General features: G+C 29.2%; 10 protein-coding genes. All 10 read right to left on the bottom strand.

Annotated features, from left to right (window positions below):
- Window positions 1–19 precede the first annotated feature (19 nt).
- The 10 genes from IR152_RS02065 to IR152_RS02020 all read right to left on the bottom strand — a co-directional run bounded on the left by IR152_RS02065 (window position 20) and on the right by IR152_RS02020 (window position 13906).
- Window positions 20–2236 carry a xanthine dehydrogenase family protein molybdopterin-binding subunit gene (locus IR152_RS02065; protein WP_227450167.1) on the bottom strand — a complete coding sequence of 739 codons (2217 nt, stop codon included), beginning with the start codon at window positions 2234–2236 and terminating at the stop codon, window positions 20–22.
- Between the two features lie 2 nt (window positions 2237–2238).
- A complete protein-coding gene (locus IR152_RS02060; RefSeq protein ID WP_227450166.1) occupies window positions 2239–2709 on the bottom strand; it encodes a (2Fe-2S)-binding protein in 471 nt (156 codons plus the stop codon).
- A 61-nt stretch (window positions 2710–2770) separates the two neighbouring features.
- Window positions 2771–4165, bottom strand: a complete 1395-nt coding sequence (locus IR152_RS02055) for an amidohydrolase family protein (protein WP_227450165.1) — start codon at window positions 4163–4165, stop codon at window positions 2771–2773.
- A gap of 72 nt (window positions 4166–4237) precedes the next feature.
- The gene (locus tag IR152_RS02050) at window positions 4238–5599 is read right to left on the bottom strand and encodes a uracil-xanthine permease family protein (protein WP_227450164.1); all 1362 of its coding nucleotides are present in this window, start codon (window positions 5597–5599) and stop codon (window positions 4238–4240) included.
- Between the two features lie 284 nt (window positions 5600–5883).
- Complete coding sequence (locus IR152_RS02045) at window positions 5884–7206, bottom strand: uracil-xanthine permease family protein (RefSeq protein WP_413927463.1); 1323 nt, start codon at window positions 7204–7206, stop codon at window positions 5884–5886.
- 355 nt (window positions 7207–7561) lie between these two features.
- On the bottom strand, window positions 7562–8602 hold the full coding sequence (locus tag IR152_RS02040) for a sigma-54 interaction domain-containing protein (RefSeq protein WP_227450162.1): 1041 nt from the start codon (window positions 8600–8602) through the stop codon (window positions 7562–7564).
- Window positions 8603–8929: 327 nt separating this feature from the next.
- Window positions 8930–10198, bottom strand: coding sequence for an McrC family protein (locus IR152_RS02035; RefSeq protein ID WP_227450161.1), 1269 nt, complete (start codon window positions 10196–10198; stop codon window positions 8930–8932).
- Window positions 10191–12128, bottom strand: coding sequence for an McrB family protein (locus IR152_RS02030; protein ID WP_227450160.1), 1938 nt, complete (start codon window positions 12126–12128; stop codon window positions 10191–10193). Before IR152_RS02030 ends, IR152_RS02035 begins: the two co-directional genes overlap by 8 nt.
- 28 nt (window positions 12129–12156) lie before the next feature.
- Window positions 12157–12879 carry a cell division protein gene (locus IR152_RS02025; RefSeq protein WP_227450159.1) on the bottom strand — a complete coding sequence of 241 codons (723 nt, stop codon included), beginning with the start codon at window positions 12877–12879 and terminating at the stop codon, window positions 12157–12159.
- A 49-nt stretch (window positions 12880–12928) separates the two neighbouring features.
- Window positions 12929–13906 (bottom strand): WYL domain-containing protein, encoded by a 978-nt coding sequence (locus IR152_RS02020; RefSeq protein WP_227450158.1) that lies wholly within the window; start codon window positions 13904–13906, stop codon window positions 12929–12931.
- Between the last annotated feature and the right edge of the window lie 54 nt (window positions 13907–13960).

The raw sequence follows: 13960 nt of genomic DNA, 5'->3' as shown, positions 1-13960 counted from the left end.
ATTTCTACTTTAACTTCTATTATTTTAATTTTATTGGTAATGAATGTATTTCTACATCAGTTGCATTATATACTGCATTTGCGACAGCTGGTGCAACTGGCACAACAGCACATTCTCCAATACTTTTACCACCAAAAGGTCCAGCTTTTTCATAACCATTTACAAATGCAATTTGACACTTTGGCATATCTACAGTTCTAAATAATTTATACGTTTTAAAATCAGTAGCCTTAGGTCTACCTTGCTCATCAAATGCCAACTCTTCACTAAGTGCATATCCTAGACCCATATGAATTCCACCTTCTAATTGACCTTCTAAATTTAGAGGATTTATAACTCTACCAACATCATGTACAGCTACAAAATCAACTACTTTTATATCCTTAGTTTCTTTATCCACTAAGACTTCAGCAAAATGTACACCATAAGAAGTGCGTCCAGCTGGTGAAGAATAGTCTTCAACAACAGTTAACTCTCTTAATGATTTACTTTGACTATATACTGCAACATCAGAAAGTGATGCTTTTATATTTTCATTAAGTTTACTAATTACATATCCACCATCTAGATATAACTCTTCTTTTGATGTTTCAAGTAATTTTTCTGCTTCTTCTAATATAAGTGTCTTTAATTTTTCTGCTGTCTTTTTAGCTCCTCCACCTTCTACAAATACCCCTCTACTTGCATAGTCACCAAGGTTGAATGTACATGCATCAGTATCAGTTTCAAATGTATCAACTTTATCAGGTGTTATTCCTAAAACTTCAGCTACCATCATTGTTTGCATAGTTACAACACCATTACCCATATCATGTGCTCCTGTAAGTAGTGTCAATGTACCATCTTCATTTAATTTAAGAGTCAATGTGACAACATCTCTATGTGCACCAAAAACTCCATTACCATGTGCACCTATTGCCATACCTATACCTCTTAAATACTTTCCTTCTTCTTTTGGAAGTTTTTTCTTCTCATCCCACTTAAACATCTTCTTGCCTTGCTCTATACAATCCAATACTCTAGGATTTCCAAGAGAACCATGGAAAATTATATCAACACCATCTGGTTCTACAGCATTTTTATTTTGGAAGTCAACCAAATCCATCCCTATTTCCTTAGCTATCTTCGCAAATTGAGCTTGTTGAGCCATAAATATTTGAGGTGAACCATAGCCTCTCATAGCTCCTGCAATTGGTGTATTTGTATATACAGGCATTCCAGTAAACTTTATATTTGGTATTTTATAAACTTTAAACACTTTATGACTAAGTGCTCCTATAACATTTAAAGCACTTGATGCATATGCTCCTGTATTTGTATATATTTTTATATCTTGTGCTATTACTTCTCCATCTTTATTTACACCAGTTTTTAATTTTACAAAAGACCCATGACGAGTTCTTGTTGATATCATAGATTCTTTTCTTGTGAGAACCATTTTAACTGGTCTTCTCGTCATTTTTGACAATGCAGCTGCTACTGGTTCAATTGTAAGTTCTAATTTTCCACCAAATGAACCTCCAATAGCAGGTCTTATAACTCTTACTTTATTTAACGACATCCCAAAAATTTGAGACAATATTATTCTAAATCCAAATGTATTTTGGCAAGGTGTATGTACAGTTAATTTATCATTATAATCATAGTGTGCAATTACACTATGAGTCTCTATTGCACTATGATGTATCGCTGGAGTAGAGTATTCATCTTCAAATATATAGTCACATTCTTTGAAGCCTTTTTCTACATCTCCTCCATTTATATTATTTTGTGAAACTATGTTTGAATCTCCATGTATACATATGGCATCTTCTTTTATTGCATCTTGTATAGTAAATACAGCTGGTAACTCTTCATATTCAACCTTTATAAGTTTTACAGCTCTTTCTGCTATTTCTAGTGTTTCCGCTGCAACTGCTGCAACACGGTCACCAACAAATCTAACTGTATCTGAAAAAATAACTTCATTTTCAGGTATATTATGCTCATAAAATCTTAAAGAACCATTGTATTTTCTTTGTGATGTATTAAGATGAGTGGCTATAGCCCTAACACCCACTACTTTCTCAGCTTCACTTGTATCTATACTTTTTATCTTTGCATGTGCTACAGGGCTTAAAAGCATTTTAGCATGAAGTACATTTTGTGGTTTCATATCAGCCACATATTTCATTTGACCAGTAACTTTTAAAGCTGCATCTTTTAGAGGGTATGATTTTCCTATCACCTTTTCCATAATTATCTACCCCCTAATCTAGCTGCAGATAATTTTACAGCTTCTATAATTTTTACATATCCTGTGCATCTACAGAGATTTTCCTTAAAAGCCTCTCTAATTTCATCCTCATTAGGAGATGCATTTCTATTTAAAAGAGCTTGTGTTGTTATAATCATACCAGGAGTACAATATCCACATTGTACAGCTCCAACCTCTATAAAAGCTTCTTGTATTGGATGAAGATTTTCTCCATTAGCAAAACTTTCTATAGTGTATATAACTTTACCTTCACAGTTTCTTGCAAAAAGTTTACAAGATTTTATGTCAACACCATCTATCAAAACTTTACATGCTCCGCAACTGCCACTATTACAACCTTGTTTCGCTCCAGTTAGATTTAATTTTTCACGAAGTACATGTAAAAGAGTTTCATTCTTTTCAACTTCTACTTCATACATGTAATCATTAATATTTAATTTTATTTTTTCCATTTTCTCCTCCTACAGATAAACTAATGTTGTAATAGAATATTATTACAATCTCATTTTAATATTAGTATAAGCTATTCCACTTATGTCCTTCCATTCTATTAGTTACATTAGCTCTCTTACATAATTCTTCTGCTGCATGTTGTGCATTAAGTAATACTTGTTCTTCACTTTCGATTGTAGTTACTTTTCCATCTTCAAGCACTATATTTCCATCAACTAAAACACTTTCTACATTATGCATACTGGCTGAGTATACCAAAGTTGATACAGGATTGTGAAGAGGTATTGATTTTGGAGAAAGCATTGAGTTAAATATTACTAAGTCAGCTTTTTTTCCAATCTCCAAAGAACCTATTTCATCTTCCATTCTAAGAGTTCTTGCTCCCTCTATTGTCGCCATTTCAAGAACTTTCTCTGCAGAAATTGCAAGAGGGTCACAATTATTTACTTTATGTTGTAAAGCTGTTAGTTTCATAAGCTCTACCATATCTTGTGCATTATTACTTGCTGCACCATCAAGACCTAAACTTACATTTATGCCTTTTTTTAACATTTCTGGAACAGGTGCGACACCAGAGGCAAGATACATATTACTTGCTACATTATGAGAAACTTTTATGTCATACTTTTTAAGCATTTCCATGTCCTCATCAGTTATACATACACAATGTACTGCTACAACTTCTGGACCTACTATGCCCCATTTTTCAAGCAATTTTATATCGATTTCTCCATGTATATCCTTTGTTGCTGTTCTTGCAAATTCTGTTTCAGATATATGAACTGTAAAATACGAGTCATATTCTTTAACTATATTCCAAAGCATCTTACCCATTTCTTCAGATATAGCCCACATTGAAGAAGGTGCTACACAGATTTTTATTCTTCCGTTTTCTGAATTATGATATTTTTCAAATACCCTTCTCAAATCTTTTTCAACCGTTTCCACATCTTCTATAAGCTCTTTATGAATACCTAAATCTATACAGCCTCTACCTACAACTCCTCTTATACCTAAATCTTTATATGCTTTTACTATTCCATCTGTAAGCCCTGGTCTATTATGTGTATGCATATAATCAACCATTGTAGTTATACCACTTTTTAAACCTTCCATACATCCAAGCATTGCAGCATCATAAGTATCTTGTTCTGTTAAGAATTTTGCTGATGGAAACATCATTGTATTTAACCACTCATGCAGTGCCATATCATCGCCTAAACCTTTTAATAATACTTGGAATAGGTGATTATGAGTATTTATAAAACCAGGGAATATCACTTTTCCATTAGCATCTATAATCTTTTTAGCATTGAGATACTTAGGTTCAATATCAGCGGTATTTCCTATATCCACTATTCTATCACCTTGAATAGCTATTGCTCCATCGAATATGACTTCTCTATCTTTATTAACTGTAACAATTATTGCATTTTTTATTAGTATATCAATCATCTTAAATCCCCCTTCGAATACTTTCATTACAACATTTTATCATATGGCTTTCTCATATCATATCTAATACATTTATCCAATATTTTCCTCAAAATTTGAAGTAACGTTTTCAGCATTTTTACTTGACTTTAATTTAAATAATGTTTGAAGTAATATAGCTACTATTGCTCCAGAAACTATACTTGAACCTCCAAGGACAGTTCCAACTGTTGCTGGAAATTGGTCTAAAACTTGTGGAGCAGTTGTAAGACCTATACTTGTTGCTATAGATACACCTGCTATAAGATTGTTTTCTTCAGTAAATCCATCCATACTCATAATGGAAAAACCAGACATTGCTATTGATGAGAACACTACTAAAGTTGCTCCTCCAACAACACAAGATGGTATAGTTGTCATTATTGCTCCTAGTGCTGGAGATATTCCTGCTAGTAATAATACAAGTGCACCTAGTGCTATTACAAATCTACTTGTAACTTTATTCATAGATACAATTACTGTATTTTGGCTAAATACTCCAGTTGGAAGAGCTGCAAATAATGACGAAATTATAGAAGTTACAGAATTTCCTAAAACAACTGATGATAACTCTTCATCAGTTACCTCTCTATCCATTGCTCCTATTGTAGCTATTGTACATGCACCCATCATGTCAGCTATACCTATTATGTAAATAATAGTAAACATTACTATTAACTCTGGTCTAAACTCCAATCCGAAAGCCGCTGGTGTTGGTAAAGATACTATAGATGCTCCTTGAACTGCTGAGAAATCAACTAATCCTAAAACTAAAGATATAGCATAACCTACTAATATTCCTATTAATATTGAAGAATTTTTTACTAGACCTTTACCGTATTTATTTATCATTATTATTACAAAAGCAACTATAATTCCCACTGCAAAGTTTATTGGATTTCCAAACGTTTGTGCACCTTCTCCGCCAGCTAAATTCTTTATAGCTGTTGCAAATAATCCAAGTCCCATACATGCTATTATAGTTCCAGAAACTATTGAAGTGAATATATGTCTAATTTTCTTAACTCCAAATCCTACAAAGAATACGATTACCCCAGCAGCAATCTGTGCTCCGAATAGAGCGGCTAAACCATCTTTAGCTGCTACTGAAAGACATGCTCCTAAAAATACATAACTCATTCCCATCATTACGGGTAATCTTGAACCTAACTTAAATCCTTTAAATAAAGGTATTGGATATAATTGTAAAAACGTTGCCAAACCTGCTGCTAACATAGAGCCCTGAATCAACATTGTTGCTTGCCCCTGGTTAAGTCCTACCACGTTTGCTATTAATATCGCAGGTACCATATTTCCTACTATCATTGCCAATAGATGTTGCAAAGCTAAAGGTATTGATTCCTTTAGTGGTGGTATCCCATCGACATCATATTTTGAAGTATTACGTGTTTTCATAAAATAAATCCTCCCATACATAAATATCTTGACTAAATATTTTCTATAAATATTTTTATGACCATGAATTTATTGCTCAACCGATAAACACAGCTAAACTGAGCTATTTTTATAAAAAATTAACAAACTTGCAAATATTCCCTCCCCGATTTCCTATTTGAATAAACATTAATTGCCTGGTATATATTTATTTGTTAAATTTTTTATTAAAATGAATAGCTATCAAAAACAATCTAACAATCTCATAATAAATGATTTAAACAACCCTTTCAAATTATTATGTCTTAATTAGTCTCTTCCATAACAGCTCTTTCTTTAGCTTCATCCTCTAGACTTTTATTTGGTATTATTAGATTTAAAACGAATGCAACTAGTGTAGCAATTACTATTGGAGATTCTCCAAATACCAATTTTACAAATGAAGGAAATGCCTCTTGGGCTGCTGGGACTGATGTTATTCCCATTCCTAGAGCAATTGCCAAACCAACAATAGTAATATTTCTTGATGACAACTCTTCTGTAATAATTAACTTTATCCCTGTCATTGTTATCATACTAAATATAGATATTGTAGCTCCTCCTAAAACAGAATATGGTATAGTAGTCATTAATGCACCAAATTTAGGTACAAACCCCGACAATAACATAAATATACCAGCCATTCCAAGCACAAATCTACTTATTACTTTGTTCATAGCTACCATTCCCACGTTTTGGCTATATGATGATGGTGGCAAACCTCCAAACAAAGCTCCTATCATAGTACAAATTCCACTTCCTATTACTCCACTTGATAATTCCTTGTCCGTGATATTCCTATCCATACCTCCCATTGTAGTAGCTGATAAATCACCAATTGCTTGAACAGCATTGATTATACTTACAATTACTACCGATATTATTACAGGCATATCAAATTCCATTCCAAATTCAAGTGGTTTAGGTACTGCAAACCAAGCTGCCTCTCTAATAGGGTCAAAATTTATTATACCCAAAGCTAAAGATACACAATATCCAACTATAATTCCCAAAAATATTGCTGCCAATTTTGCATATCCTTTTGCAAATTGACTAAGACCTATAACTACCACTAGTGTTATAGCTGCTACTGCCCAATTTTGCATGGAGCCATAAGTAGGACTATTTACACCACCTGCCATATAATTTATTGCTATAGGATACAAAGATAATCCAATTGTAAAAACTACTGTTCCTGCAACTATATTCGGAAAAAATTTTCTTATCTTTTTTATGAATACCCCTATTAATACTGTAGCCACTCCCCCTATTAATTGTGCACCCAAAATGCTTGCTAATCCATAATTTCCTCCGACTGCTACAAGTGTTGGTACATAAGTAAAACCAACTCCAAAAATTATAGGCAATCTTGAACCAATATTTCCTATTGGATATAGTTGTATAAGTGTCGATATGCCAGCTATTATTAATGCATATTGCACCAAAAGTGTTATTTGTGTAGGGCTAACATCCACAGCTCCTCCTACTACTATAGGTACTGTAACAGTTCCAACTATCATTGCCAATATATGTTGCATTGATAGTGGTAAACACTTTAAAATTGGTGGCCTTCCATCAATATCAAACATAGAAATATTCTTTTGATATTTACTCAAGGTTATCACTCCCAACTATTTTTTAATGACAGTTATTATTATCTCACACAACATCCTTTCTTTTTTTATTTTGTCATCTCAATTCAATATGAAGCAATTATAATGCCAATTTTTTAACATAATTGTTTTACATATATAATTTTTATTATATTGGTTAGTATTTGATAATTTGTTAAAGCATTTATTTTTTTAAACTCTTTTAAATTTTTTTTATTTTTGGATAATAAAATACTATTACACAAAAAAACACTTAGAAAATAGTTTTCTAAGTGTTTTTTATCAATTTTATAATTTCAAATTTTAGAATTGAGAATAAAAAGTCTAATTATTATACATCTATTTTTCTGTACAATGTAGCTAGCGATATTCCAAGTTTTTTAGCAGCTAGCTTTTTAGATTTAGTATCATTTCCATAAAATTTTAACACTTTCTTTATATATGCTCTTTCAAATTCTTCAAGCGTAAGTATGTCTTGTTCCATACTTATCTCATAATCATTTTCCTCAAGTAGTTTTATATTTATATTATTTAACTTAAAATATTCAATTATCTTTCTGTTTATTATACCTTTATGTATTATCCCATCTTCTTCAAGAAGATTTAAAGCAAGTTCTATAGTATTTTCCAACTCTCTAATATTCCCTGGCCAAGGATATTTAAGTAACATTTGTTCTACATCTGGTTCTATATGGTACACGTTTTTCTTCATCTTTCTAGAATATTTGTCTATAAAATTATTTATTAATATTTGTATATCGTCTCCTCTTTCTCTAAGTGGAGGTACCTCTAAAGGTATTACATTTAATCTATAGTATAAGTCTTCTCTAAATTTATTTTCCTTAACCAACTCAAATAAATCTCTATTAGTAGCTGATATGATTCTAACATCTATATCAATTAGTTCATTTGAACCTATTCTCGTAAACTTCTTTTCCTGTAGTACTCTCAATAGCTTTGATTGCAGTTGAATTGGCATATCTCCTATCTCATCTAAAAATACGACCCCTCCATTGGCCAATTCAAATTTACCAATTTTACCTTTTGAATCTGCTCCACTAAAAGCTCCTTTTGTATACCCAAAAAGTTCACTTTCTAGTAAAGGCTCTGGTATAGCAGCACAGTTTATAGCAACGAATGTTTTATTCCCTCTGTTTCCTGCGAGATGAATGGCTCTTGCTATTAACTCTTTTCCAGTGCCACTTTCTCCAGTTATAGCTACTGTAGAATCACTATTTCCAATTTTGCGAATTCTATTTTTTAAAGCACGCATTACATCAGAATCTCCAATTATAGAGTCTACTGTTGTTGTCCCCCAAATATTGTATACTTCCATTCCACCATACATTACTGAATCACTGTGTTTGTCCATAAAATATCAACTCCAAATAAGTATTCTATATAATAATCATTCCCATTATCTATTTCATTATATCATAACAGAAAAGCTTAGTTATAATTTAATAGTATTATTTTTAAAACAAAGCTTAATAAAAAGTATATCTACTTAGTTTCAATTTAGTAGATATACTTTCTTCATTTTACAAGCATCCTCTATTAAATAAGCAATTACAATGCCATGTTTTATATAGAAATAATTTTCAAAAATTTTAATTTAAATTCTTTAGAATTTTTTTGTGCTATTAAGAATTTTTATATGTATATAAAATTACTTTTATAAATTTTAAAATTCTTATTTTTAAAATTTATAATTGAAAATTATCTTTTTCAAATCATTTTTTGTGTTTTTTATATCATCTAATCTCACAGTTTTTGCTTCTATAAACTTACCCTTAAATGATTCTGATAATTTCCAAGAACTATAATTTTTATCTTTTTGAATACAAGGATATAATAATATACATCTTTTTGCATTTTCATATGTTGTTATATATGCATACATCTGATATATATCACTTGACCTGTAAAAAACATTTGAATCTACTTCAATGGCTTTCCATTTAGTATCAATTATAATTTCATATTCATTTTTTAAGTCATATAAAACTATATCTGGTCTTAAATTAAAGTTTTTCTTCCCTGTTTGTTCATTTTTTAAGAGAAATTTACTCTTATCTTGTATGTATGTCTCTCTAAATGAATTATCCCATATACTTTTTATTAAAACTCCTATATATTCTTCATACAAAGTATTTATTTCAAATAATATAGAAAATGCATCTTGATTGTTTTGACTGTTATCCATAGATAAATTTAAAAGTATAAGTCTAGCTAGTAAATAACAATCTCTAAATCTATCATTATTTTTATAAAATTTATAATCTAATAATTTTTCTCTATCTGTATAAATTAAATCTACATTTTGAAAATAACTTAAAATTTTTTTAATTTTCCCTTGAATTAAATTATCATTTATTCTACATAAAATAGATACACATGCTTTTTTAAGAACTTGATTTAAGAAATTATTTTCACTATATTCATCATACTCACATTTTATTTTCATTGGAGAAATTTGTTTTTCTCTTGCATATGTACTCAATAATATTTTACCCCTTATAACATTCAAGTTCTCTATTTTATTTATATATTCAAAATGAATTCCTCTCTTCATCTGTGTTTGCATGCTCTCAATAAAATACATAACAAAAAAATTTAGGAGATTATAATTTTTCAAACTCAATCTTATTTTTTCGTTCATTATAATTGGAATTTTATTGCATGTAGAAAGCATCTGTAGTAACATTTCTCTGTCTTTTACAAGATTATCACTTAATGACAATTTAGGAAGTATTTCAAGTATTACATTTTCAAAACATATAATGCCTACATAGTTTATGAATCTAAGTTTTTTGTATTTAATATCTATTATATTACTATTTAATACATTATTATTGTTCTCTAGATATTTAAGCAATTTTTCATATTCAATTTCTGTAAGCTCATTTGCACCATTACCTACTCTTATCCATTCGTAAGTTTCTTTAACATATATATTTTTACTCATATATATTTTTTAACTCCTCACTAGATATGTTTTGTTTTATACAATAGTTAACTTTACTCTCCATTATTGATGTATTATTATTTTTAAATAACTCAGAAGCTATAAGTTCTTCTTTGTAAACAATGTATTTATCTTTTTCATTTCTTCCAATTCCCCCCAAAACCATACCCACTTTCTCTGAATCATAATAAAAATACTCTTGAAGAAGTGGTATTATTTTACTTCTAAATACTACTACTATATCATTAATATTTTCTACACTAAGTAAATAAGCTTGTCCAATGACATGGTCTCTATCATATAAAAACTCTATTCTTTTGTTAATTGTAGATAGCATTTTTCTAATATCTATATCATCTACAACAGACAATAAATCATAATCTGGCATAATTTCTTCGAAATTAAACCTTCTTCTTAAAGCTATATCTAAGAGTGCTATTGATTTATCTGATGTGTTCATAGTTCCAACTATATACAAATTTGGAGGTAAAGAAAATTTTTCTTTTGAATATGGTAATTTGACAATGGTCTGATTTAATTTAGTGAGCCTTTTATCATCTTCCAATAATGTTATTAACTCACCAAATATTTTAGATATATTCCCTCTATTAATTTCATCTATTATTAAAACATAGTTTTCTGATTCTTCAAAATTAAAACTATCACTAGATTCTATATTTTCTAATACTAGTTTCTTTTTTCTCGTTTTTATAGCTTCTAAAGTCAAGCTATCTTTTTCTAACTCAAGCTTCAATTTTTTTTCAAATTTCAATGCATCATAACATGCTTCTATGGATATATCCTTTAATATTCCATCTTCTGGTTTAAAATTTCCTTCACCATCAGACTTAAGGCCCTCTATAAATTCCTCATATCCATATGATTGATGAAATGTACAAAATTCTACATTGTTTTTATAATCTGAATAACCTGTATAATCCCTGTTTTTTAAGCTAGTTTCATTTACTAGATTATAAACCATTTGCTTTGTATTGTATGTTTTACCAGTCCCTGGTGGACCATAAAGTATAGTATTTAAGGGCATTTTATTAGTAAATCTTTTTACATACTTTTCAACTAAACTATTGTTTTCAAATACAACCCACGCATTTCCATCTATATTCTCCTTTTCATACTCTATCCACTTAACAGGAAAAAAATATCCTCCCTCCAAAGTACTTATTTTCTCCTTATCGAATCCTTCCATAACTTGACATACACCAAATAGACTCTTCATTGTATGGTCATTTTCACATATTACTTTCTCACTATTATATAATAAGATATAATCATCTGTATTTATACTTTTTAAGTATTCCAACTGTTCTAGATTAGTAGGTTGAATAAATAATTCTTCATCATCTACACATTTATCTACATTTTTATAATAATAGTTTTTTAAATACCATTTATTATTGTCACTTTCTTCTACTATTCTTTTTCTCAGTGATTTCTTATCTTGTAACTTAATAATTTCTAAGTATGAGCTAATCTCACTATTATTTAATTTATAAAATTCACTTGTATATACTTTACAACTTGAAACTATATCAAAATTATGCATCCATTTTACTGGTAGTGTATGTCCTAAAATATGACTTAATTCATATCCATTCTCAAAATTTTCTTCAACCATACCAATAGACACATTACATTTAACTTTTTCTTCTATATTTTGATATGCTTTATATAAAAAATAATCTCCTTTTTTAATTGACATAAACTTTTTTATAAAATCTTTGTCATTACAGTTCTCATTAATATACTTTTCTGATTTTTTTCCCATACTGAATACTTTTTTTAAATTTATTTTTATATCAAATCCAAGTGCAATTATACTTTCTTCTCTAAAAATCTGTGGCGTGTCTGTTTCCTGATAAAAAAATTCTTCCATTAACCAATACTCTGTAACTCCTATATTTTCAGACATGTATGCTCTCCTTAATATCTAAAATATACTAATTATACAATAAACCTACTTTAATGTTTCCATCTAAATTTTCATTTAGATATAAAGAAAATATTACTTCATAACTCTCTTCTATCTTGCTCTGAATATTATTTATTAAATCATTCAATTCCATTATAGAAAATTTTGGATTTCCTTCAACAAATATAATTCCTTTTTTACTTATAAATTCTTCACCGATATATTCCATTCTGTCAAATAAAATATCAACCATTTCACTATAGCCCCTTGTATCTTCAAATTCTTCAAAAGAATACTTAATTCCTTTATCTCCTAAAATAGCTTCTTTTAAATCAGTTATATCTATATTTATCATACAGGAATCCGAAATAGACTCTATCATGATATTCATTAAATCAACAAATTTAAATACACTGTCATTATTGATTTTAAATTCTCTTCCAAGCTCTAAATCTTCTTTATTTTCTTTTTCTGAACAATCCATTCCTATAGATAAAAGTCTTCTTTCATTCGACATATATGAAACAGCTTTTATAATCTCTCTAATCTGTTTATCTTCGGATGAATATACTAAAAATAATATATCCACTCCATCTAAAAGACTTCTAACATATTCTTTTTCAATCTCTTGACTTATATTGATTTTTTCTATATCCATATTTGCTTTTATTTTTTCTTCTATTTCATTTATTATATTAATACCCTCAACTCCAATACCAATTATCTTGGCATTCTTATTAAAATTTTCCATTATAATATATATCTCCTTAATAATTATTCAATTTCAACATTTCTAAATATTATACCATATTTTCTTCATAAAAATATCTTAACTCATCTGCCTTATCATAAAGCAACTTATTAATAAACTTTGGCTCCATAACTTTAGCATCACTTCCAAGTGAAAATAAAATAGAAACATACCAATCTATTTCTTCATGTTTTATGAATGTGTTAATTACTCCACTACCATCTTCATTCAGCTTTATATCTAAATCATAAGAACTACTCTTTATTTTAGAAACACCTTCTTTAGTTAATAATACATTTAGGCAAATAGTTTCACCAATTTTTTTAATACTTAATATACTTTCATATAAATTACTATATGCTGTCTCTAACCACTCGTTCAAACTTATATGTACTTCTTTGCTTTCACCTACTTTTTTAATCTCAATTATCTTATCTATACGAATTAAAATAATTTTATCACTTTTATAATCATATACTGGTGAAAACCATGTTCCTTTATTTAAATATATACCTATAGGACATATATTTTTTTCCAAAACTTGATTGCCAAACTTATACTTAATATTTAAAATTAGAGACTCTGAGGAAGCTCTAAAAAACTCAACCACATCACTACTTTTAACAGCTTCATCATTAGCTACAAATCCAATGTACCTTTTCATATTTTCTATGCCTATTCTTGTACTGCTCTTACGCTCATAACTTACTTTTCTCATTATAGAATCAATTTCTATTTCCATTAATTTATAATTATAAATCTGAAGTGACTTAAGTGCAAATAGTATAGTCATAACCTCTTTTTCTGTAAATACAACAGGAGGTATATAGCTATTATTTAGTACTCTATACCCTCCATTTCTACCTTTCTCTGTCTGAATTGGAAGTCCCATTTTATTTAGTTCTATTAAATATCGCTGGATAGTTTTAGTTGAAAGATTAAATTCCTCTGACAGCTCTTTTATTGTAAACTTTTGTCTATCATTAATATACGTCCAAACATCAGTCAATCTTTTTTCTTTTGACAAATAAACACCTCTTTTCATTAATAATACTCTCAATCATTAAGTAACTATATATTA

The sequence above is a fragment of the Clostridioides sp. ES-S-0108-01 genome (genome assembly GCF_020662285.1).
Classification (GTDB): Bacteria; Bacillota; Clostridia; order Peptostreptococcales; family Peptostreptococcaceae; genus Clostridioides.
This window is presented reverse-complemented; position numbering and strand designations above follow the sequence as displayed.